Source organism: Ruegeria sp. B1 (assembly GCF_056535885.1).
The window spans coordinates 2217286-2239884 of record NZ_JBQFJA010000001.1 but is presented as its reverse complement, the minus strand read 5'-3'; the positions used below and the strand labels follow the sequence as shown (position 1 = coordinate 2239884).

Genomic DNA, 22599 nt, shown 5'->3' with positions numbered 1-22599 from the left:
CCTGATGCATACACCTCCGCTGCCACTGACCCGCGACCTGGTTTTGATTGGTGGAGGTCACACTCACGCGTTGCTGTTGCGGAAATGGGGTATGAACCCGCTGCCGGGCGCGCGCGTTACAGTCATTAACCCCGGTGCGACCGCCCCTTATTCCGGCATGCTGCCGGGTTTTGTAGCCGGTCATTATGAGCGCTGGGAGCTGGATATTGATCTGATCAAGCTGGCCCGTTTTGCCGGCGCAAGGATTGTTCTTGGGGCTGTGGATGGGATCAACACCGACAGCCGGGAGATTTACGTTCCCGGAAGACCGCCAGTGGCGTTTGATGTGGCCTCGATCAATGTCGGCATTACATCCGAGATGCCGTTCCTGCCCGGTTTCCGTGAACATGCGGTTCCGGCAAAACCGCTCGGGGCTTTTGCGGCGCGATGGGATGCGTACCTGACCCAGACCGGACCTGCCGCAGTCGCCGTTATCGGAGCGGGTGTTGCGGGCGTAGAGTTGGCCATGGCTATGGCGCACGCGCTGAACGCGAGAAAGCGGCCAGCCAAGATCACATTGATGGACAGCTCTACCGGTCTGTCGGCGACGAGTTCCAAAGCCGCAACCACCATCCGAAAAGCCTTGTCCGATTTAGGTGTCGAAATCCTTGAGCAGGTCCAGATCGCGCAAATTGCCGAAGATCATGTTGAGCTTTCGGATGGTCGACAGATCCCTGCACGTTTCGTCACCGGGGCTGCCGGCGCAAGACCTTATGACTGGATTTCCACTACGGGGCTGGACCTGGAGGACGGTTACATCCGCGTGAACAGCCACCTTCAATCCAGCGATCCAGCGATTTTTGCCGTCGGCGACTGTGCGCATTTGATTGAAAATCCGCGCCCCAAAGCGGGTGTCTACGCCGTGCGCGAAGCGCCTGTCCTGTTCGAGAACCTTCGAGCTGCATTGGGTGCCGGAAAAATGCGGCAATACGCACCGCAGAAGGACTACCTCAAACTCATCTCCCTCGGCGGCAAATCCGCCTTGGCCGAGCGTCTGGGCACCTCGTTCAGCGGTTCGTTGATGTGGAGATGGAAAGACCATATCGATCAGTCCTTCATGAACAAGTTTCGCAAGTTGCCGCAAATGAAACCACCTGTTGTGCCAAAAAACCATGCGGCGGGCGTGCACGAGGCGTTGGGTGACAAACCCATGTGTGGCGGGTGCGGGGCCAAGATCGGACGCACCGCACTGCAATCCGCCCTGCGGCCTGTGATGCGGCCGAAACGGTCCGATGTTGGGTTCTTACCGGGCGACGATGCCGCTGTGTTGACAACCGGCAACGTACGACAAGTGATCACATCGGATCATCTGCGCGGTTTTTCCTTGGATCCGGTCCTGATGACCCGCATTGCTGCGGTGCATGCCTTGGGCGATATCTGGGCAATGGGGGCCGAACCGCAGGCTGCAACCGCAACAATCATCTTGCCCCGCATGTCACCAGACCTGCAGCATCGTACGATGTCCGAGATCATGTCGACAGCGAGCGATGTCATGCAAGAGGCTGGTGCCGACATTGTCGGGGGGCACAGTTCGATGGGAGATGAGTTTACGATCGGGTTCACTCTGACTGGTCTTTGCAACGCCGAACCCATCTCTTTGTCTCGTGGGCAGCCGGGCGATGTTCTGCTACTCACCAAACCTCTGGGCAGCGGCGTGATCATGGCAGCCGAAATGGCTGGTCAGGCAAGCGGAGCCTGTGTTTCAGCCGCCTATGAACAGATGGTCACACCGCAAGCTGAAGCCTCGCGCATTTTAGCGAACGCACACGCGATGACAGACGTCACCGGATTTGGCCTTGCCGGGCATCTGTTGGGCCTGTGCGAAGCCTCGGGCTGTGGCGCCACAATTGATCTGGCATCCGTTCCGATCATGGACGGCGCGCTTGAGCTCAGCGATCAGAGCGTTCAGTCCACAATTTTCGCCGAGAACAGATCGCTCAGCCCAGAGTTACCGCAAACCGGCAAGGCCGCCTTGCTGTATGATCCGCAAACTGCCGGAGGTTTGCTGGCCGCTGTTTCTGCGAACGACGCGTCCGAACGACTGCGCGCGTTGCACCATGCGGGCTATCCTGCGGCAATTATTGGTCAGTTAACCAAGACATCTGGACTAAAGCTTCAAAGTTGATCCAGCACCACTTTGATCTCTGCTGCCGCCTGAGTCAGACCCGTGTCATCCAGGTTTGAAACCTCAATCGTTGCCAGTATCTCGACCCGTCTTGCGTGTCGGGATTTCTCATAAGCCGGATCGTAGTGCTGCTCCATCAAGGCGCGTGTGAAAGCCTGTTTTTCGCCCGCAGCGATCATCTGCATCCACCCATCGACAACCTCGTGTCCACGGTGAAATCGCAGGGGATGCAAACGGTCGCGCAATCGATCAGCGTCCGCAAGGACATCCTCGTATGCCTGAGCCAGATAACCAGCGCGTGCCTCAATCGGTGCGGTGATCTGAACGCGAGGGGCTGCACATAACGCAGTCCATAAAGAAGGTGGCAGGATCAGATTGCCGATTTTGGATGATTCCGCCTCGACGACGACCGAGCGGGACACGTCCAAAGCACAGAGAGCTGCAGATAACGCCGACTCAAAGGACTTCTGGCTGGGTTGGCCGCCGGGCATGTCGCCCAATAAGGACCCCCGGTGGTTGGCCAATCCTTCCAGATCCAGAACCTGAACACCGGAAGATTTTAAATATTTTAGCAAATCGGTCTTGGCGGTACCCGTGTATCCATCCAGTGCAATCAATTGATGTGGCAGGGGTTTGTCATAGACGTACGAATTGACCAACCGTCGGTAGGTCCGATATCCTCCTTCGATGGCTTCGGCGCGCCAGCCAATCTGTTGGAGCATCCAGGCAAAAGCCCCTGATCGTTGCCCCCCGCGCCAGCAATAGATCAGCGGACGCCAACGTCCGCCGTGATGACTAAGACTGTTTTCAATGTGATTGGCCGCGTTTCGGAACACCAGCGCGGCGCCCAGTTTACGTGCCAGAAACGGGCTCTCCTGCACATAGATCGTGCCGACCCGGGCACGCTCATCATTATCCAGAACCGGCAGGTTGATCGCGCCCGGCAGATGGTCCTCGGCGAACTCAGCCGGGCTGCGCACGTCAATTACTGTGTCGAAATCCTGCGCATACAGGTCAGAGAGATTTGATAGTTTCAGGACCATGCCTGCGGTCTAGCTTGCACCGTTCTGGAAAGAAAGATCATCCTTCTTTAAGCCTCCAGCGCCTCAATCAGTTCCGGCCCGGCCGCGCGGTTCGAATTTACCGCCTCACCAACCCTGTAAAATTCCAGCACATTCTCGGCCCCAGGCCGCATCAGGCGCGCAGCGCCTTTGCCGGCTTCTCCGAGCCAGAGCGGCCAATTCTCAGGCTCAAGGATTAGAGGCATACGATGGTGAAGTGCGCTCAGCCTTTGATTTGCCCCGGTGGTCACGATGGCACAGGTGCCTTGGCGCGTTGCGTTATCCCCCCAGTCCTGCCAGACACCTGCAAAGGCAATGGGAGCTCCGTCCTGCCGCTGAATGTACCACGGCAATCGAGTGCCTTGTTCTGTCTTCGTCCACTCATAGAACCCTGTCGCCACGATCAGACACCGACGCTCACGACAGGCCGACCGAAAGGCGGGTTTCTCTGCGAGAGTTTCGGCCCGGGCGTTGATCAGCAGCGGACCAGCTGTCTCAGTTTTGTACCAATGTGGCAGAAGTCCCCAACGCAGCGCGTCCAATCTGCGACCTGTCTCGCCAGTCCGCACCACATGTACCTGATTTGTCGGACAGACGTTGTAGTTCGGAACCATTGGCAGAGCGTTCGCAGGCCGCGCATCAAACAGCCGCGCCATTGCGTCATTGTGAAGAGTTATTGCAAACCGTCCGCACATGGGTAATGAACCATCGATAGTTGTTTCTACAGGCAAAGGGTCACATAGGGTCCGATGGAGTATCAAAGGGCAAAAACCCTAAAAAGCAAGGCGGTGGCGTTGTTGGAGGCAGGCAAACTGCCGCAGGCGCTAAAAAAAGCGCAGCTTGGCATCAAAAAGTTCCCCAAGGACTCAGATTATCACGCAATCGCCGGTTTTGTGCTGACCGAAATGGAGAAGTACCAGCAGTCCATTCCGCATTTTGTTGAAGCCGCCCGTATGAAACCGGACGACCCGCAGTTTGTAGAAAATCTGGCGAATGCTCTGATGCAAACCGGGCAGATTGATCAAGCCCTGACTTATGCAGAACAAAAAATCGAAGAGTTTCCAAACAACAAGGAGCTTACTCGACTAATTGAAGAAATTACGAACAAGAGCAAGAACTGGCGATCTATAATAAATTACACCACTCAAAAACTTGAAAAAGACCCCGAAAACGCCGACTTTTTGTACAAACGAGCGCGCGCCTTTGAGCACATTGGATTTGTCTCGGACTACACAAGTGATATCTCGCGGGCGTATGAATTGGCGCCCGATAGGATATCAATTGCCTTCCTTAAAGCTGTAAACTTGCATCAAAGTGGAGACCGAGCGGGTTCCGTAGAAATACTAAAAAAAAATCCTGGAGCGTGATCCAACAAATCCAAGTGCGCTACATCACTTGGCTTTCATGCAACGCAATGAAGGCGGGCAAAAGCTACTTACTGCAGTTGAAGCCGCCTTGGAATCCAAGGATTATAGCTCAACTCCATTAGAGTTTGCCAAGGCCAAACTAACCTCTGACCACCTTGGGCTCAGCGCGGCTCTACCTTTGTTTGCCAGGGCCAATGCTGCTCAGAAACAGTCGAGCCCATACAACCTTGCATCGGAAGAAGACAAGTTTACGAGAATAATAGATCGGTTTCCCTTAGGAAAACCTGTTCCCAGCTATGAAGCAAGAAACAACCCCACCCCAATTTTCGTGGTTGGCCAACCGCGTTCGGGCACGACACTTGTCGAGATGATGTTGAGCTCTACACCCAGAATTTCGGGATGTGGGGAGTTGATGTTGGCATCCGATCTCTCCGATGATTTTCTGGATAGCGGTCGGGCTTTCGACAAGATGGCTGCTGGCGAGTTTGCGCGAGACTACCGCAGACTGATGCCCCCTATTCGAAGTGACACCGTCGCTTTCATCGACAAAATGCCCCATAACTTCCGGCGAGTTGGTTTTTTATTTAGCGCTTTTCCCAACGCAAAAGTTGTCAACTTGATACGCGACCCACGCGATGTTGGTTTATCGAAATGGATCAGATGGTTTCCAGCAGGCGGATTGAGGTACACCTGTGATCTCGAGGCGATCGCACATTCTGCGAATCTGTACCGGCGTTACATGGCGCATTGGGATGCCGTGTTCGGCGATCGTATTCTGACCGTTCAGTATGAAAATCTGGTTGCCGACCCGAAGACCTACAGCCAGCAGGTCGCGGATTTCTGCGGGATCGCGTGGCAGGAAAGCATGATGCACCCGGAAGAAAACAAAAAACAGGTGCGCACCGCCAGTATCGATCAGGTCCGTAACAAGATCTCAACGAAATCCATTGGTGGCTGGCGCGAGGTGGCGGAGCATATTCAGCCCATGCTAGACGGGTTCGACCCGGCCTTGTGGCCGGAATACGATTTCAGCTGACAAACAGTCCCAAAAGCCACGCCCAGCGGAAGCAGCTTTTGGGAGATGGCCGGATTACTTCTGCTTAATGCGCCCATCAAGGTAGGGCTGATACGGGGCGTTATCGGCCAGATACTCAGCCGTCACATCCGCCAGATCAGGACCGTAGTCGTAAGCTTTTTTGTCGTCGCCCTCGAACATGCTGTACCCATCACCACCATTGCGAACATAGTTGTTGGTCACGACTAGGTAGGTCGCAGCTGGATCGATTGGTTCAAAGCCATCTCCGCTGGCCACCATAACATCGCTGATGCGCCCTTCGTTTGGCGCGACCGATGGGTCCCAAGTGAAGGTCATTCCAGCGACCTGCGGGAACCGTCCTTTGACGTCCTCGACCTGGCTGACGCCATTCTCCAACGCGTCGATGATCCCCTGCCCGCTGATCTCGAAGGTCGACAGCGTGTTCTGGAACGGCAGCACGGTCAGCACCTCGCCCATGGTCACCTCACCGGGGTCGATGGAGGCCCGCAGACCGCCCGAATTAGCGATGGCCAGCTGCACACCCTGATCCGCAACCCGGGCCAGCATCGCGTCGGCAACCAGATTGCCCATCTGACATTCCTGTACCCGACACACCGAGCGGTCGCCTTCGATCGATTCCGCCGTGTTTGCCACCACGCGTTTCTTCATCTCTTCAATCGGGGCACCCATTTCAGCCACGCGGGCGGCAATATCCGCGTCGGGAGTGACCGAGGCATCCAGTAAAATGGGCTCGCCTTCTGCGGAAATCAGATTGCCATCGTCACCGAAGGTCAGGGTGACTTCCCCGAGGTATTTCGAATACGCATAGGCCTGAACAATCGGAACGTCGCCGACCATCATCGGATACGGACCGGCCGCACCGTCCTGTGTATTCGACAGCAGCGAATGAGAGTGCCCCCCGATCACCAGGTCCAATCCCGGGACGTTTTCGGCGATTTCGATATCTTTTGCCAATCCCACGTGGTTCAGGGCAATGATGATGTTGACGCCTTCGTCCTGCAAGGCCGCAACGTCCGCCGACAGGCTTTCGATTTCGTCCTGAAACACAACGTCTTTTCCGGGACTGGAGGTGTCAACGGTATCTGTCGCCAGAGCGGATATGATACCAATCTTCTGACCACCCACGTCCAAAACGACATGGTTTTGCACTTTGTCTTTCAGTTCGGCGGACGATGACAAATCCAGATTTCCCGAGATCACCGGAAAGCTGACGGCGTCGATGAATGTCGCCAATCCCTCGGGACCATCGTCAAATTCATGATTTCCAACCGCCATGACATCATAGCCGATGGCTTCCATAAATTCGGACTCAGCGGCGCCTTTGTAGGTCGTGTAAAAAAGCGACCCCTGGAAGGGATCCCCGGCATCCAACAACAGCAAGTTTTCGTCGGGCATCGCCGCGCGCTTGGCATCCACCATTGCCTTCAGGCGTGCCACACCGCCAAAGCATTTTCCTTCGGCTTCGTCCTCGGCATCACAGGTCGAGTCGTATTTATTAATCGACTCGATGCGGCTGTGAAGGTCGTTTGTATGCAGAATGGTCAATTTGTAGTCGGCGGCAGCGATGCCAGATGTAAGCGCTAAAACGGCGGCAGATGCCAGAAAACGGGTCAACATCATGAAACTCCCTAGTGTTGTTTTTTATGATCGTGCGCTGGCAGCGTGAAAGAGTCAAAGGGGGAAATCCGGCTTGATTCCCCCAGTCGCTCGGGGCATCACAGCCGCATGCTGATTTACAAGATTTTCAGGTCCGATGAATGGGCCGATCTTCAAGCCAAAGGTGCCTCGGAGGGTGCACCAATCGATGTCGCGGACGGGTTTGTGCATTTCTCAACGGCCGAGCAGGTTGCCGAGACGGCGGCCAAGCACTTTGCCGGCACCGAAGGGCTAACCCTTGTGGCGTGCAACATTGACGCGATGGGCGGTGACTTGAAATGGGAGGTGTCGCGCGGAGACGCCCTGTTCCCGCATCTTTACCGCCCGATCCGGATGACTGACGTGATCTGGTCCCGCCCCTTACCGCTGGTAGACGATAAGCACGTCTTCCCGGAGGAGTTGGTATGACGACCTACATCGACCCGGAACGCGCACAGTTTGAAACCTTTAAGGATCTGGACCGGGATCAGCCCATCGAGATGCTGAATCTGGTCAAGTTTCGGGATCGGGCACAGTATCCATCAGATCACAAACTCGCCAAGGCCGGTCTCAGCGGGGCGCAGGCCTATAAGAACTATGGCGCTGAAACTGCGCCGATCATTGCCCGACTTGGGGCATCGATCCTCTGGCGCGGTGCATTTCAGACGACGCTGATCGGCCCCGCAGACGAGACTTGGGATGCGGTTTTTGTTGCGCGTTATCCAAACGCGCACGCGTTTTTGGCGATGGTGACCGACCCGGTCTACCGAGACGCGGTGGTGCATCGTCAGGCCGCTGTCGAAACCTCGCGCCTGATCCGGTGCGGGTCGGCGCAGGGCGGGGCATCCTTCGGATGAGACTGACCGAACGACTTGCGATGTTTGCATTGCACCGCCTGGATCCGGAAACCGCGCACGGTCTTTCAATCACAGCGCTCAAAACCGGACTGACCCCTGCCCCAGGCCCGGTGACATCGCCGCGCCTCAGAACCAAAGTCGCAGGTCTGGACCTGCCGAACCCGGTCGGGCTGGCGGCCGGGTATGACAAGAATGGCGAGGTTCTGGCACCACTGTCGCGCGCGGGGTTCGGGTTTATTGAGGTCGGCGCCGTCACTCCGCGCCCTCAACACGGAAACCCCAGACCGCGACTCTTTCGGTTGACCGAACACAAGGCGGCGATCAATCGCTTCGGCTTCAACAATGATGGTATGGACGTCATGGCGCGGCGATTGGCCAACCGGCCAAAGGACGCAGTGATCGGGTTGAACCTGGGGGCGAACAAGGACAGCGACGACAGACCGGGGGACTTTGCCAAGGTTCTCGCGCATTGCGCCGCGCATCTGGATTTCGCCACTGTCAACGTGTCCTCACCCAATACCGAGAAACTGCGCGATCTACAGGGCAAGGCCGCGCTTAGCGCGCTACTGGCCCGTGTGATTGAGACCCGGGACACATTGACCCGACCGATTCCAATCTTTTTGAAGATCGCACCGGATCTTTCAGAAACTGAACTGGCGGATATTGCCGAGGTCGCAAACGAGGCGCGTATTGACGCCATTATCGCCACCAATACAACCCTCTCGCGGGACGGCCTGCTGAGCAAACACAAGGATGAGCACGGTGGGCTGTCCGGTGAACCGCTGTTCGAGAAATCGACCCACGTCCTCGCTCAGCTCAGCAAGCTCACCGGAGACACACTTCCTTTGATCGGTGTCGGTGGCATCAGCAACGCCGAACAGGCTTACGCCAAGATTTGCGCAGGCGCGTCGGCAGTGCAGTTTTACACCGCGATGGTTTACGGAGGTCTGTCTCTGGCGTCCGAAATCGCGCTGGGGCTCGATCATCTGTTGGCCCAAGATGGATTTGCCTCGGTTGCCGAAGCAGTCGGTTGCAAACGCGAGCAGTGGTTATGATCGACTACTGGCACAACCCCCGCTGTTCCAAGTCGCGCGCGGGGCTGGCCCTGCTGCAAGAACGTGGTGTTGAGGTGAAAATCCGGAGATATCTGGAGGACCCACCGTCAGAGCAGGAGTTGCGCGAGCTGTGCACTCGCTTGGGGCTTCCGGGCATCGGAATGATGCGCACAGGCGAAAAGCGGTTCAAGGAACTGGGTCTGACCCGGACCACATCCGAAGACGACCTGTTCCGCGCCATGGCCGAGAACCCGGTTTTGGTCGAACGCCCAATTGCAATCGCCGGCGACAAGGCTGCGATTGGACGCCCGCCGGAGAACCTGCTTGTGCTGATCTAACCAATCTGCGCTTCAAGCTTGGGATAGCGCCACCCCATGGTGACGCCGCGCGTGAGGTTTAGAACCATCAAAGCCGCCCAAAGCCCGTGATTGCCGAAACTGGGTACTAGAATAAGAAGAGCAACAACGTATACCGCAACGGATTGCAGCATCGCGTTCCGCATCGCGCGAGTCCACGTCGCGCCTATGTAGATGCCGTCGAACATCCAACTGGCAACGCCAATCACTGGCGCTATCGCAGCCCAGATCAGGAACTCGCGTCCTGCTACGCGAACCTCGGGCGAAGTGGACATCAGATCGATCAGCGCGGGACCTGCAATGAAGAATACGGCACCCAACAGGACAGCCCCGCCAACACCCCATTGCGACGCCATGACCGACGCGCGCCTGACCTGATACCGGTCGCGTGCTCCAACGGCGCTGCCCACCAGCGCCTCTGCCGAAAAGGCAAATCCGTCCAGCGCAAAGGCCGTGATCTCAAGGAATTGCAGCAACACCTGATTGGCAGCCAGATTGACGTCCCCCAGATCCGAGCCGACAAACAGAAAGGTTGTAAAAGACCCCGTCAGCAAAACCGACCGGATCATGATGTCACCATTGACCTGCATCATCCGGCGCAGGCGGTCTGCGTTGAAGATAACCGGCCAGTCGCGCCATTGACGGCCCCGAAACGCGTCGCCACACAACCAAAGCCCCAGCGCCAACCCCGTCCACTCTGCGATCAGGGTTGCCACTGCGACCCCCTCAACGCCCCACCCAAGGCCAAGAACGAACCACAGGTCCAAAACGATGTTCAGACCGTTCATCCAGATCTGCAGAACAAAGACACCGCGCGTACGTTCAACGGCGATCAACCATCCTGTAACCGCATAAAGTGCGATTGTGGCTGGCGCGCCCCAGATGCGTATCTCCAGATACGCCCGCGTCAGCGCCTCGACCTCTGGGTTGGCAGGCGACAGGGCGAACGCCCCGGCAAAAACCGCGACCTGCGCAATAATGAAGAACAACCCGGCAGAGCCGCCGAGCAAAAGCCCTCGCATCAACAAGGCCCGGGTTTCCGCAGCATCTCCGGCACCTCTGGCCTGTGCCGCCAGACCGGTTGTTCCCATTCGCAGGAAGCCGAAGATCCAGTAGATGGCGGACAATACGACCGCACCGATGCCAACAGCGCCGATCGGGGCCGCCTGCCCCATCTGTCCAACCACTCCGGTGTCAACAGCACCCAGAATTGGCACCGTGGCATTCGACAGGACGATCGGTACCGCGATTTTCAGCACCCGCCTGTGCGTAATGGGCGCCGAAGCGTCCGACATGATCAGCTCTTGTCCCGCACGGGCTGCGGCATTAGGAAATGTCCTGTGCCCTGAGCAAAGAGTTTGGCGTGATTGTCCTGCCAGGCCTCAACCCGAACAGACGCGTAGCGGCGCCCTGACCGATTGATGAATGCCCGGGCGTAGGCATCCCGGGGCAGACCCGACCGAAGATAATCAACCGTGAAGTCGATGGTTTTGGGGAACCGGATGGCGTCGTCTGTCATAATCGCATCCGCGTCGATCTCACCACTTTCGACGCGGGGAAACATGTGCTCCCAACTGAGCGTGATCACGGCCGTCACCTCAAGGAACGCCGCCGTCACGCCGCCATGCATCGCCGGCAGCAACGGGTTGCCAATCAGCTTGTCGTCAAAATTCAGAACGCCGGTCAGTTCGTCCCCGCGCCTGTCAAAACTGATGTTCAGAAAACGGATATAGGGGACACCGCTGACCAGCGCATTCAGCGCCGCATCTCGGCGGCGTTTTACAACCTGCATGGGTTCGGGACGCGGTCTGGCCATCTTACTTTCCCTCAACCGTGAACGAGCCCGAGGCGGTCGCCACCGGGTGGTCATGATCGTCATCCATGGCGGTCGCCCGCACAAAGGCCACGTTGCGTGTGATGTGATAGCAACTGGCCCGCGCCGTAATCGTCTGGCCCGGCGTCGCCGCCCGCATGTAGTCGATCCGCAGGTCAATGGTCGCCGTGCCACCCGGAGCGGACGGATGGCTCATGACGGCGGCCCCACAGCATGTATCCAGAATGGTCGAGACGGCCCCACCATGAATCACACCGGTGCGCGGGTCCCCGATCAGGTCCTCATTGTACGGCATGGTTATCTCGGCCTCACCGGTCTCGATCTGAACCAGTTTAAGGCCCAGAGCCCTGGCATGGGGGATCGCCTCGATGAACTGACGGGCTAATTCTGTCTTATCGACCATGGGGTTGCGTCCTGTTGTCGTGTCCCCCTTTATGAGCCGGTGCCCACGCAAAGGGCAAGCCCGCCTGTTGCGCTTGACGTCGCGACGCCATAGGTTGCGGACGAGGAGACCCCGAATGTCCGACAATCGTTTGTCATTCAAAGAGATGTGCGCCGAGTTCGACGTGACCCCGCGCACCCTGCGATACTATGAGTATATCGAACTGCTGCAGCCTGATCGCGAAGGCCGCTCGCGGTTCTACGGCCCGCGTGAGCGGGCACGAATGAAGCTGATCATGCGGGGCCGGAGATTTGGGTTTCCTCTCGAGGAGATTCGACAATGGCTGCTGATCTACGAGGATCAGGGCAACCAGGCCCAGATGTCAGCCTTTGTCGACATGGCTGATCGCCAGATGGGCGAACTGCGTCAGCAGCGCGAACAGTTGGATGAGGCGATGGACGAGCTCAAACGCCTTCGGGACCAAACCGCCAACACTCTGGGGTAACCCTCTTCGGATCCGAGAAGGTATGTGATCTTTCGGACCATGTCAGAAATTGGCGAATCTAGTGAGCGACGCTGCTTGAATCCGTGATTCAGGATCGAACTCCGCATTACCCAGCGGAAAGAAAATTGCGCGATCTTCAGCTTTACGCGACCGGATGTTACGTCAACTTTGAAATGACGCAGCGTTCGGATTACGTAAACGTCATTCACATGTTGTAAAGCGCGCAACTACTGCGCAACTCATGCCGCATGACGCCAGTGATGAGAGTTTGACGAATGACCGAAGATCTGATGACTATCCGCCAGATGTGCGAGACCTATGACGTCACGCCACGTACCTTGCGGTTCTACGAAGCCAAAGAGCTTTTGTTTCCGATCCGCGAAGGTCAGAAACGTCTGTTCACCAAACGCGACCGCGCGCGGCTGAAACTGATCCTGCGTGGGAAACGGTTTGGGTTCAGCCTGGAAGAAATCCGCCAGCTTCTGGACCTGTATCATGTTGGTGACCAACAACTCACCCAGATGTCGCGCACCTACGAGATCGCGTGCGAACGTCTCGCCGACATGGAATCGCGCCGCGAAGAGCTGACCCAGGCCATCGACGATCTGAAAGAACAACTGCGCTGGGGCGAGAAAGTTATCGCCTCAATGAACCAGGAAAAGAAAGCGGCCGAGTAACATCGGACCGTCACCCGGACATATGAATTAAGGGAGCTTCACATGCCCGTCTACAACGCGCCAACCAAAGATACGCAGTTCATCTTGCACGATGTTCTGAAAGTCTCGCAGTCCGATATTCCCGGCTACAACGAATTGGAGGCCGAATTCACCGGCGCCGTTCTGGAAGAAGCCGGTAAAGTCGCCACCAACGTCTTGCACCCGCTGAATGTGGTTGGTGACACCGAAGGCTGCCGTTTGGAAAACGGCATCGTATACACCCCTACAGGTTTCAAGGATGCCTTCGAGCAGATGAAAGAAGGGGGCTGGACGGGCCTCGACATGCCGGAAGAGTATGGCGGCCAGAACATGCCGTATGTGATCGGTACCGCCGTTGGCGAGGCGTTTTCTGGCGCAAACCAGGCCTTCGTAATGTATCAGGGCCTGACCCATGGTGCCGCCTCGGCCATTCTTGCGCACGGAACCGACGCGCAGAAAGACACGTATCTGCCCAACATGGTTAGCTGCGAATGGACCGGCACCATGAACCTGACCGAGCCGCATTGCGGCACCGATCTGGGCCTGATGCGGACCAAGGCTGACCCGCAGGGCGACGGCAGCTACAAGATTTCCGGACAGAAGATATTTATCTCGTCCGGCGATCACGACATGGCCGACAACATCATCCATCTGGTATTGGCCAAGATTCCCGGCGGCCCCGAAGGCATCAAGGGTGTCTCGCTGTTCATCGTTCCAAAGTTCATCGTAAACGAAGACGGCTCCCTGGGCGAACGCAACGGCGTTTCGGTCGGCAAGATCGAAGAAAAGATGGGCATTCACGGCAACTCGACCTGCGTCATGAACTATGACGAGGCCACCGGCTGGCTGCTGGGCGAAGAGCACAAAGGCATGCGCGCCATGTTCACCATGATGAACGAAGCGCGTCTGGGTGTGGGCATGCAGGGCCTGTCTCAGGCTGAAGCCGCGTTCCAGAACGCTCTGGAGTACGCCAAGGAACGCCTGCAGGGCCGCGATGTTACCGGCGTGAAGAACCCCGATGGCCCCGCCGATCCGCTGATCGTGCACCCGGATATCCGCCGCAGCCTGATGGATCAGAAAAGCTTCACCGAGGGCGCGCGCGCGTTCATCCTATGGGGCGCGACCATGATCGACAAAGCACACCGCTCGGGTGACAAGGATGCGGACGGGCTGATCTCGCTTCTGACCCCGGTCATCAAGGGTTTTCTGACGGACGAAGGCTACGACATGACCGTTCAGGCGCAGCAGGTCTATGGCGGCCACGGCTACATCGAAGAATGGGGCATGTCGCAATACACCCGCGACGCCCGGATCGCGATGATCTACGAAGGTGCAAACGGCGTGCAGGCACTGGACCTTGTCGGTCGCAAGCTGGCGCAGGATGGCGGCAAGCACGTCATGGCGTTTTTTGAGATGGTCAAAACCTTCTGTAAGGAAAACGCGGGCCACAACGAAGCCTACGACAAAGCCTTCATTGAACCCCTAAAAGCGGCATCGAAAGACCTGCAAGCCGCAGGCATGTATTTCATGCAGGAAGGCATGAAGAACCCCAACAACGCTCTGTCTGGGTCTTATGACTTTATGCACATGTTCGGTCATGTCTGCCTGGGCCTGATGTGGGCACAAATGGCAAAAGCCGCGCAAGATGCGCTGGACGGTGGGGCCTCGGACAAAGAGTTCTATGAGACGAAAATCAACACCGGCCGTTTCTACATGGCCCGCCGCCTGCCCGCGACTGCGATGCACTTGTCTCGCATTCAGACCGGCGCGGACACGGTAATGGCACTGGACGCAGCGAACTTCTGATTTCAGTCTGGGTCCGGGTTACACTACCCGGACCCAATGACCCGGAGGACACCTGATGCCAAAACGTTTTCGCCTGACCCGCCGCTTTCCGGTCGCAATGACCGAGGACGGGTATCGCAAACTCAAAGCGTTCTCGCGAGAGGCCGGGCTCGATGAAGGGGAGGCGCTGTCCTTCCTGTTCGAAAACTTCAACAGCGTAATTGACGAGGAGAATCTGACCCACCGCCTGCGCATCTTTAATTCCGAACTCGAGACGCGGAAAAGATAAGATTTGGGGCGAAATTCACACGACAGAGTTAGTCATAATGCCGGATGCCTCCGGCGGGAGTATTTGTGAAAAGATGAAGCGGCGATGCGTCCCTGCCACCGGGCGCGCTCGCCATCAGGACAGGGACGACTTCACCTTTTGCGGTCATCGGCTCTCCAGCCTGTACCGCACGACCATTGGACACAAAGATGGTTGATCAAAGGTTACCGCCGGGCCTTCATCTTTTCAAAAATACTCAAATTCAGCCTAACGACATACGCCTTGGGAGGGGCGAGCGCATGACCATAAAACTCCATTGCTTTGGAGAAAGCGGGAATTGCTACAAGGCAGCGCTGGCGTTGGAAATGTCCGGGTTGGACTGGAAACCAGTTTTTGTCGACTTTTTCAAGGGCGCGACTCGAACGCCTGAGTACCGTGCCGAAGTCAATACGATGGGCGAAGCGCCTGTCCTGGTGGACAGCGACTTCAAAACCACTCAATCGGGCGCGATTCAGGCTTACGTCACAGAAAAATCCGGCAAGTTTGGCGGCAAGGATCGCGACGAAAACTACGATATTTTCCGTTGGGTGCTGTGGGACAATCACAAGCTCAGCTCAATGGCGGGGATGACCCGCTTTCTGATCAACTTCCTCCCCGAAGAACACCGCAATGCCGATGTGATTGCCTTCAACCAAGGTCGCCTAAAAGCGGCTTATGAAACACTGAACACCCACCTCGAGGGCCGGGACTGGATTGTTGGGGACGGCGTGACCAACGCTGATCTCAGTTGCTGCGGCTACCTCTACTACCCCGAACCATTCGGCTTTGACCGTGCCGACTGGCACAATATCGACGCCTGGCTAACTCGCCTGTCCGAGCAGCCTGGTTGGAAACACCCCTATGACCTGATGCCCGGCAACCCGTCGGATCGAGCTTAAGGAGAAGACCCATGAACGAAGCTTACATTTATGACGCCCTGCGCACTCCGCGCGGCAAGGGCCGTAAGGATGGCAGCCTGCACGAGGTAACCTCGGTGCGCCTGTCCGCCTTGACCCTGAACGCGATCAAGGAACGCAACAATCTGGAAGGCCACGCCGTTGAGGATGTGATCTGGGGCAACGTTACGCAGGTGATGGAGCAAGGCGGCTGTCTGGCGCGCTCGGCGGTTCTGGCCTCGGACCTGGATCAGTCGATCCCCGGCCTGGCGATCAACCGGTTCTGTGCCTCGGGCATGGAAGCCGTCAACCTGGCCGCAAACCAAGTTAAAGGCGGCGCGGGCGAGGCTTATATCGCTGGTGGCGTTGAGATGATGGGCCGCGTGGCCATGGGCAGCGACGGTGCCGCGATTGCCGTAGACCCGACGCTGGCCATGGACACCTACTTTGTACCGCAGGGCATCTCGGCCGACATCATCGCGACCGAGTATGGGTTCACCCGCGACGATGCCGATGCGCTGGCCGTTGAGTCTCAGAAACGCGCGGCAGAGGCTTGGGAAGACAACCGGTTCGAGAAATCGGTCATCACCATCAAGGACCAGAACGGCCTGACAATTCTGGACCGCGACGAATACATGCGCCCCGGTACCGACATGCAGAGCCTCGGCGCGCTGAACCCATCCTTTCAGATGATGGGCGAGCAAATGCCGGGCTTCGACAAAGTCGCGATGTTGAAATACCCGCATCTGGAGCGGATCAACCACATCCACCACGCGGGCAACAGCTCGGGCATCGTGGACGGCTCGGCCGCTGTTCTGATCGGCAACAAGGAATTCGGTGAGAAATACGGCCTCCAGCCACGCGCCCGTATCAAGGCAACCGCGAAGATCGGCACCGACCCGACCATCATGCTGACCGGCCCGGTTCCGGTGACCGAGAAGATCCTTGCCGACAACGGCATGAAGATCAGCGACCTGGACCTTTTCGAAGTGAACGAAGCCTTCGCCTCGGTCGTGCTGCGCTTCCAGCAGGCGTTCGATGTCGATCCGGCGCTGGTCAACGTCAACGGCGGCTCCATCGCGATGGGTCACCCGCTCGGCGCAACCGGTGCGATGATCATCGGCACGCTGCTGGATGAGCTAGAGCGTCAGGACAAGGAAACCGGTCTGGCCACGCTTTGCATCGCATCTGGCATGGGCGCGGCAACCATTATCGAGCGGGTCTGATGCCCAAGCTGGACCTCACACAAATCTCGCGGAGCAGCGGGACGGGATATCCCGGCAAGCTGGCCCGCACAGTCGACGGCCGATCCTGGCTGGCGCTCGGTGATGCGGGCGGGCTGACACAGTACGGCGTGAACCTCGTCTTCGTCGAACCCGGAAGCGCTTCGTCGCTGCGGCACTACCAAATGCAGCAGGACGAGTTTGCGATGGTCACCGAAGGTGAACTGGTACTGGTCGAGGACGAGGGCGAAACCCTTATGCGACCGGGCGACTGCGCCGCTTGGCCAGCGGGCGTCAAGAACGGGCACCATTTGATAAACCGATCTCAATCGCGGGCAGCCTTTCTGGTTGTCGGCACACGCACCCCGACCGAGACGGTCTACTACAGCGACATAGATATGATGGTAACGGCGGATACGACCGGCGACCATTTCACGAAACAGGATGGCAGCCCGTTGACGGCTGACCAGATTGGAGATGGCAATGACTGATTTCACTCTGAGCAAAGACGCAGACGGCGTCGCTTTTGTGACCTGGGACGCCCAGGGCAAATCCATGAACGTTCTGACCCGCGAGGCCTTTCAGGAGGTCAGCCAACTGATTGATCAGGCCTTCAACGATGATGAGGTCAAAGGGATCGTCATCACCTCGGGCAAGGAGGGATCGTTCGCAGGTGGCATGGACCTGAATACGCTGGCCACTATCCGTCAGGAAGCGGGGGATCAGCCGGCACAGGCGTTGTTCGATTTCGTCATGGGTGGCCACCACATTCTGCGCAAGATGGAACTGGCGGGCATGGACCCCAAGACCAAAAAGGGCGGCAAACCGATCGCCTGTGCCATCAACGGCACCTGCGCCGGGATCGGGACCGAAATCGCTCTTGCCTGTCATCACCGTGTCATGACATCGAACGCCAAGGCCAAGATTGGCCTGCCCGAGATCCTGCTGGGTATCTTCCCCGGTGGTGGTGGCACCATGCGCTATAGCCGTATGGTTGGCGCGATGGCAGCGGCCCCTGTCTTGCTGGAAGGCAAGATGATGGACCCGAATAAAGGCAAGGGCGCACAGCTGATCGACGATGTTTCGGACGATCCGGTCGCAGCAGCCAAGGAGTGGGTTCTGAACGCCAAGGACGCCGATCTGGTCAAGCCTTGGGACGCCAAGGGCTACAAAATGCCCGGCGGCGCGCCTTACCACCCTGCTGGCTTCATGACTTTCGTCGGCGCCAACGCGATGGTGAATGGCAAGACCCAAGGCGCCTTCCCGGCGGCCAAGGCTCTGCTGAGCTCGATCTACGAAGGGGCGCTGGTCGACTTCGACACCGCCCTGAAGATCGAAGCGCGTTGGTTCACCAACGTCCTGATGAACCCCTCGTCGTCGGCCATGATCCGGTCGCTATTCCTGAACAAGGAAGCGTTGGAGAAAGGCGCGGTCCGCCCCAAAGATGTGGCCGATCAGCGCGTTAAAAAGGTCGGCGTTCTGGGCGCTGGCATGATGGGTGCCGGTATCGCTCTGGTCTCGGCACAGGCCGGGATGGAGGTTGTTCTGATCGACCGGGATCAGGAAGCCGCCGACAAGGGCAAGGCCTATAGCGAAAGCTACATGGACAAGGGCATCAAACGCGGCAAAGCCACCGCTGAGAAGAAAACAGCCCTGCTGGCCCGTATCACAGCCACCCCTGATCTGGAGCATCTGAAAGGCTGCGATCTGATCATCGAGGCCGTGTTCGAAGACCCGGGCGTCAAGGCCGAGATGACCAAAAAAGTCGAGGCGATTATTCCCGAGGATTGCATCTTTGCCTCGAACACCTCGACCCTGCCGATCACCGATCTGGCGAAAGCCTCAGTACGGCCCGAGCAGTTCATCGGCATCCACTTCTTCTCACCTGTTGAGAAGATGTTCCTGGTCGAGATCATCAAGGGCAAGGAAACCGGTCATCGCGCCGTCGCTAAGGCTCTGGACTACGTGCGCCAGATCCGGAAGACGCCGATTGTGGTCAACGATGCGCGCTTCTTCTACGCCAACCGCTGCATCATCCCCTATATCAACGAAGGTGCGCGTATGATCACCGAGGGCGTCAGCCCGATCCTGATCGACAACGCGGCGCGTCAGTTGGGCTTCCCGGTGGGTCCGATCCAGCTGACCGAGGAAACCTCGATTGATCTGGGTGCCAAGATTGCACGGGCGACCAAGGCGGCGATGGGCAATGCTTATCCCGAAAGCCCTTCGGACGATCTGATCTTCTGGATGGAGGAACAGGGCCGTCTGGGTCGCAAGGCCAATGCTGGTTTCTTCGACTATGACGAGAAGGGCAAGCGCGTCGAATATTGGAAGGGTCTGCAGGACAAGTACCCACTGGCCGCCGAGCAGCCTGACCTGATCGAGGTGCAGGAACGTCTGATGTTCGCACAGGTTCTGGAAGCGGTCCGCGCGCTGGAAGAAGGCGTTCTGGAAGACATCCGCGAATGCGACGTGGGCGCGATCCTGGGTTGGGGCTTTGCACCTTGGTCGGGCGGCCCGCTCAGCTGGCTGGACATCATCGGCACACCCTACGCGGCCGAGCGCTGCGACCAATTGGCGGAACAGTACGGCGAACGCTTCACTTGCCCACCGCTGCTGCGCGAGATGGCTGAAAAAGGCCAAAGCTTTTACGGACGCTTCGACCCGGCGGCAAAAGCGGCTTAACCCAAATGATGCAGGCGCGCGACATCACGCGCCTGCATCTTTCTCTTGATGTTCGGTTAGGTCTGCCAATCAGTCCGCAGGATTCAGCACCGACGTGTCCGGCCGACCCGGACGCCCCGGTCTGCGTACGCCCCTGGGGGACGGATCGGGAAAACCGGTTCCTGTGGGATGGGTGCAGGCAGTGCACCCAACGAATGTGCAAGGGCCGACAAATCGCCCTTGGTTGCAATCATATTTACATACGCAATAGCTGTGTCTTCATCGGCGACACTATAGAGCTTATGGTCGGACGCTGTGTGCATATTGAACCGGCCTGATGGGCAATAGGCCTGCAACCCGCCCTCGACACAGATGACTTCATCCTGTTCCAAAAACAGCGTACTGACCGCAAAGGATGATCCCGGCGCGCGGGACTTGAGTTGGCATTTGCCGCTGAGCAAACGCGCGGGCACAACGGACAAACCTTGGGTCTCGGGGTCAAGCCTGTTGAGATCTACGGCGATGCCTTGTTCCGGCATCAGCCAGACCGGGCGTCCGTTATCTGTGACCCGTGCGGGAACAAAAACCGGCAGATTCTCGGCGCGGGTCTCACCCAACGGCACGGTCACGCGGTTGATCGAGACGCGACGCACCTCTTTGAACCCATGGTCCAGCGTGCGGATGTGGTCACCTGCAACGATACGCTCAACCGGTTTCCAACCATTGTTTGTCGCAACCTTGGTTCCATGCAGCAACCCACCCCGGCGCGCAGTCACCGCATCGCGGGGAACCGTCGCATCACTATTTTCAGAAAGATCGGAAAAATCCGAAACACTCACTACTTCAAACACCTGCCTCACCCCTTTTGGCACCTTCAATCGATCTGCAAGTGCTAGCATGGAAAATGAAAGGGCGACTTAATTTTGACATATTTGCGCCCAAATCGAGCCTTCATACGGTCAGTAAAGCCAAAAATTCTGAACAGAGCAGCATAGAACTTATGGTTTAATTCCGTTTCGGAAACGAATACCTGCGCGATCAGTCAAACCGGTATCCGAATCTCCGAATGTCCTCACGGCAGGCTTGTGCAACAGCCTCTGCCGTCTGGGGCGAGTAACAGCTGCGAAAATCAGTGCTGCGATCAGATCGATTGAGATGTGGCAAGTCGACCTCGAACCCCAGGTGATCAAACAAGGGTTGGGCGTCCGTTTCAAAATGCTCTAAACGAATGTAGGCCTGACACCGCTCCACCCCGTCTGCCGCTGTCATGTAGGCCCTTGCCGGAAACTGCTGAAACGACTGCAACATCGCGGGGTTCAATACGAATGCCTCAAAATCTGAAGCTTTGGCCAAAGCCACGGCTGTGTGGTCGAAGTTCTGCTCTCGTAGCCAGTGGTAGTAGCTGACGACCCGATCCCACGGGTTGCGGACCAGAGTGCACGCAAACATCGCGTGCAGGGTTTCCGGCGGCAAGACCCCCTCGATTTCGGCGAGAGTCGAGTGCTTCAACAACCGGCCCCTGGCTTTTAGTGTTTTTGCATGTCGGCGACGCTTTTTGGCCTGGGGCGTGTCTCCCAGTAGTATGTCGTCTTTCAGTGCCCGCTGTTCCAGAGCCAGCGACAGCGATGTCCCACCGGTTTTTGGGATATGTACAAACACATACGCTCTGCCGGTTGAAATGATCACGGCATCTCCGGTTCCGCAGGTGCGCGCCCTGCCCGCCAGCCCAACAGCGCGCCGGCTGTTGCAATCAACCCGATCCCCGCGATCTGCATGACACCAATCATCTGTCCAAGCGCAACCCAGGCAAAGAGCGGGCCAAAGATCATCACAGAGTATTCGAAAACCGCCACATAAGAGGGCTCGCCGACCTGATACGCCTTGATCAGCATAAACACTGCAGCAGTTGAGCCAACCGCTTGCACCAATATCCACGGCAGCGCCGGTTGCATGTCCCAAACCCAGCCACGCACTGCAAATCCGTCCGGACCGTCGGGTGTCGCGAATGGGAAAGCCGTGAACACGACCAAACCAAGTGCCCCGGCAAGGCCCAACGTGATCACCATATTGGCAAGCAACGCCACCGTGCTTTCATCTGAACAATGGCTGCGTGTTATGATCGCGCTGAAGGCGTAGAACAACCCACCCGCAACCGGCAGCAGCGTCCGGGCATCAAAATCTGTCGGGTTCGGTTGCAGCACGCAGAGAATTCCCGCGAATCCGGTCAGGACGGCGAGGATGCGCCACGGTCCGATGGTCTGCTTCATCGCTAATGAAGACAGCAACAGCACAAAGATCGGCGAGGTGAACAGGCCCGCCAATGCCTGCGCAATCGGCATCAGGGCCAGCGAGGCAAAATAGAACAGCATGGCCAGCGTGATCAATACGCTGCGCAGCACGACGGGCCCCAACCGCTTGGGCCGCAACCCGCCCAAACCCAGCAGAGACAGGCCAATAATGAGTGGCAACATCAGCAGCGCCCGGCTCAGGTGGAATTGCCAAAGGCCGATGGTATCCGCCAGAAGGATCACGACATTGTCGACGACACCTATGATCGCCATGGCGCCGATCATCAGCATTGAGGCCAATACCGGCGACGTTGGTTTGTCTGACTGCATGCTGTGCCTCAGTTTGCGTGCGACGAACGGTGGACCCAAACGTCCCCACATTGTGCTATCCAGCACAAATCCGAAATCGGACGCAACTGGTTTGCGCCATGCGAATTCACCGTGCTAAGCTTTGACAAAACAAAATCG

General features: G+C 57.6%; 24 protein-coding genes. 15 read left to right on the top strand and 9 right to left on the bottom strand.

What is annotated here, in order from left to right:
- Nucleotides 1-4 precede the first annotated feature (4 nt).
- Nucleotides 5-2164: a selenide, water dikinase SelD gene (selD, locus tag ACR3ES_RS11080; protein WP_170433097.1), complete on the top strand. Its 2160-nt coding sequence runs from the start codon at nucleotides 5-7 to the stop codon at nucleotides 2162-2164.
- Here selD and mnmH read toward each other — a convergent pair.
- Nucleotides 2155-3207 carry a tRNA 2-selenouridine(34) synthase MnmH gene (mnmH, locus tag ACR3ES_RS11075; RefSeq protein WP_170433100.1) on the bottom strand — a complete coding sequence of 351 codons (1053 nt, stop codon included), beginning with the start codon at nucleotides 3205-3207 and terminating at the stop codon, nucleotides 2155-2157. The genes selD and mnmH overlap by 10 nt on opposite strands.
- Before the next feature lie 47 nt (nucleotides 3208-3254).
- Nucleotides 3255-3920, bottom strand: a complete 666-nt coding sequence (locus ACR3ES_RS11070) for an SOS response-associated peptidase (RefSeq protein WP_170433103.1) — start codon at nucleotides 3918-3920, stop codon at nucleotides 3255-3257.
- A gap of 54 nt (nucleotides 3921-3974) precedes the next feature.
- On the opposite strand from ACR3ES_RS11070, the gene ACR3ES_RS11065 reads away from it, so the two are divergent.
- Complete coding sequence (locus ACR3ES_RS11065) at nucleotides 3975-4592, top strand: tetratricopeptide repeat protein (protein ID WP_480425347.1); 618 nt, start codon at nucleotides 3975-3977, stop codon at nucleotides 4590-4592.
- Between the two features lie 37 nt (nucleotides 4593-4629).
- Complete coding sequence (locus ACR3ES_RS11060; protein WP_480425346.1) at nucleotides 4630-5628, top strand: sulfotransferase family protein; 999 nt, start codon at nucleotides 4630-4632, stop codon at nucleotides 5626-5628.
- A gap of 54 nt (nucleotides 5629-5682) precedes the next feature.
- Here the strand turns inward: ACR3ES_RS11060 and ACR3ES_RS11055 are convergent, their stop codons facing one another.
- Nucleotides 5683-7266, bottom strand: a complete 1584-nt coding sequence (locus tag ACR3ES_RS11055; RefSeq protein WP_170437130.1) for a bifunctional metallophosphatase/5'-nucleotidase — start codon at nucleotides 7264-7266, stop codon at nucleotides 5683-5685.
- Between the two features lie 108 nt (nucleotides 7267-7374).
- Between ACR3ES_RS11055 and ACR3ES_RS11050 the strand changes: the two genes are divergently transcribed.
- The 4 genes from ACR3ES_RS11050 to arsC are packed head-to-tail and all read left to right on the top strand — an operon-like array spanning nucleotide 7375 to nucleotide 9534.
- Nucleotides 7375-7713 carry a DUF952 domain-containing protein gene (locus tag ACR3ES_RS11050; RefSeq protein ID WP_170437132.1) on the top strand — a complete coding sequence of 113 codons (339 nt, stop codon included), beginning with the start codon at nucleotides 7375-7377 and terminating at the stop codon, nucleotides 7711-7713.
- Nucleotides 7710-8141: a DUF1330 domain-containing protein gene (locus tag ACR3ES_RS11045; RefSeq protein ID WP_170437134.1), complete on the top strand. Its 432-nt coding sequence runs from the start codon at nucleotides 7710-7712 to the stop codon at nucleotides 8139-8141. Before ACR3ES_RS11050 ends, ACR3ES_RS11045 begins: the two co-directional genes overlap by 4 nt.
- Nucleotides 8138-9196 (top strand): quinone-dependent dihydroorotate dehydrogenase, encoded by a 1059-nt coding sequence (locus ACR3ES_RS11040; protein WP_170437136.1) that lies wholly within the window; start codon nucleotides 8138-8140, stop codon nucleotides 9194-9196. The genes ACR3ES_RS11045 and ACR3ES_RS11040 overlap by 4 nt, the downstream gene beginning before the upstream one ends.
- Nucleotides 9193-9534, top strand: a complete 342-nt coding sequence (arsC, locus tag ACR3ES_RS11035; RefSeq protein WP_170437138.1) for an arsenate reductase (glutaredoxin) — start codon at nucleotides 9193-9195, stop codon at nucleotides 9532-9534. Before ACR3ES_RS11040 ends, arsC begins: the two co-directional genes overlap by 4 nt.
- Here the strand turns inward: arsC and ACR3ES_RS11030 are convergent.
- The 3 genes from ACR3ES_RS11030 to ACR3ES_RS11020 are packed head-to-tail and all read right to left on the bottom strand — an operon-like array spanning nucleotide 9531 to nucleotide 11789.
- Nucleotides 9531-10847 carry an MATE family efflux transporter gene (locus ACR3ES_RS11030; RefSeq protein WP_170437141.1) on the bottom strand — a complete coding sequence of 439 codons (1317 nt, stop codon included), beginning with the start codon at nucleotides 10845-10847 and terminating at the stop codon, nucleotides 9531-9533. The genes arsC and ACR3ES_RS11030 overlap by 4 nt on opposite strands.
- A gap of 2 nt (nucleotides 10848-10849) precedes the next feature.
- The gene (locus ACR3ES_RS11025) at nucleotides 10850-11368 is read right to left on the bottom strand and encodes a PaaI family thioesterase (protein ID WP_170437143.1); all 519 of its coding nucleotides are present in this window, start codon (nucleotides 11366-11368) and stop codon (nucleotides 10850-10852) included.
- Nucleotide 11369: 1 nt separating this feature from the next.
- Nucleotides 11370-11789, bottom strand: a complete 420-nt coding sequence (locus ACR3ES_RS11020) for a PaaI family thioesterase (RefSeq protein WP_170437145.1) — start codon at nucleotides 11787-11789, stop codon at nucleotides 11370-11372.
- 115 nt (nucleotides 11790-11904) lie between these two features.
- On the opposite strand from ACR3ES_RS11020, the gene ACR3ES_RS11015 reads away from it, so the two are divergent.
- The 8 genes from ACR3ES_RS11015 to ACR3ES_RS10980 all read left to right on the top strand — a co-directional run bounded on the left by ACR3ES_RS11015 (nucleotide 11905) and on the right by ACR3ES_RS10980 (nucleotide 19864).
- Nucleotides 11905-12273, top strand: coding sequence for a MerR family transcriptional regulator (locus ACR3ES_RS11015; RefSeq protein ID WP_170437147.1), 369 nt, complete (start codon nucleotides 11905-11907; stop codon nucleotides 12271-12273).
- Between the two features lie 275 nt (nucleotides 12274-12548).
- Nucleotides 12549-12950: a MerR family transcriptional regulator gene (locus ACR3ES_RS11010; RefSeq protein WP_170437149.1), complete on the top strand. Its 402-nt coding sequence runs from the start codon at nucleotides 12549-12551 to the stop codon at nucleotides 12948-12950.
- Nucleotides 12951-12992: 42 nt separating this feature from the next.
- Entirely contained in the window at nucleotides 12993-14774 is a 1782-nt protein-coding gene (locus ACR3ES_RS11005; protein WP_170437151.1) for an acyl-CoA dehydrogenase C-terminal domain-containing protein, read from the top strand.
- Between the two features lie 55 nt (nucleotides 14775-14829).
- Nucleotides 14830-15042 (top strand): hypothetical protein, encoded by a 213-nt coding sequence (locus tag ACR3ES_RS11000; protein ID WP_170437153.1) that lies wholly within the window; start codon nucleotides 14830-14832, stop codon nucleotides 15040-15042.
- 278 nt (nucleotides 15043-15320) lie between these two features.
- A complete protein-coding gene (locus ACR3ES_RS10995; protein WP_170437155.1) occupies nucleotides 15321-15959 on the top strand; it encodes a glutathione S-transferase in 639 nt (212 codons plus the stop codon).
- A gap of 11 nt (nucleotides 15960-15970) precedes the next feature.
- Nucleotides 15971-17182 (top strand): acetyl-CoA C-acetyltransferase, encoded by a 1212-nt coding sequence (locus ACR3ES_RS10990; RefSeq protein ID WP_170437157.1) that lies wholly within the window; start codon nucleotides 15971-15973, stop codon nucleotides 17180-17182.
- Complete coding sequence (locus ACR3ES_RS10985; protein WP_170437159.1) at nucleotides 17182-17670, top strand: cupin domain-containing protein; 489 nt, start codon at nucleotides 17182-17184, stop codon at nucleotides 17668-17670. Before ACR3ES_RS10990 ends, ACR3ES_RS10985 begins: the two co-directional genes overlap by 1 nt.
- Nucleotides 17663-19864, top strand: a complete 2202-nt coding sequence (locus ACR3ES_RS10980) for a 3-hydroxyacyl-CoA dehydrogenase NAD-binding domain-containing protein (RefSeq protein WP_480425344.1) — start codon at nucleotides 17663-17665, stop codon at nucleotides 19862-19864. The genes ACR3ES_RS10985 and ACR3ES_RS10980 overlap by 8 nt, the downstream gene beginning before the upstream one ends.
- 83 nt (nucleotides 19865-19947) lie before the next feature.
- On the opposite strand, the gene ACR3ES_RS10975 is transcribed toward ACR3ES_RS10980, so the two are convergent.
- The 3 genes from ACR3ES_RS10975 to ACR3ES_RS10965 all read right to left on the bottom strand — a co-directional run bounded on the left by ACR3ES_RS10975 (nucleotide 19948) and on the right by ACR3ES_RS10965 (nucleotide 22461).
- Nucleotides 19948-20694: a Hint domain-containing protein gene (locus ACR3ES_RS10975; protein ID WP_480634716.1), complete on the bottom strand. Its 747-nt coding sequence runs from the start codon at nucleotides 20692-20694 to the stop codon at nucleotides 19948-19950.
- A gap of 187 nt (nucleotides 20695-20881) precedes the next feature.
- A complete protein-coding gene (locus tag ACR3ES_RS10970; RefSeq protein WP_170437164.1) occupies nucleotides 20882-21529 on the bottom strand; it encodes a sulfotransferase family 2 domain-containing protein in 648 nt (215 codons plus the stop codon).
- Nucleotides 21526-22461 (bottom strand): DMT family transporter, encoded by a 936-nt coding sequence (locus ACR3ES_RS10965; protein WP_480425341.1) that lies wholly within the window; start codon nucleotides 22459-22461, stop codon nucleotides 21526-21528. Before ACR3ES_RS10965 ends, ACR3ES_RS10970 begins: the two co-directional genes overlap by 4 nt.
- Nucleotides 22462-22599: the final 138 nt, after the last annotated feature.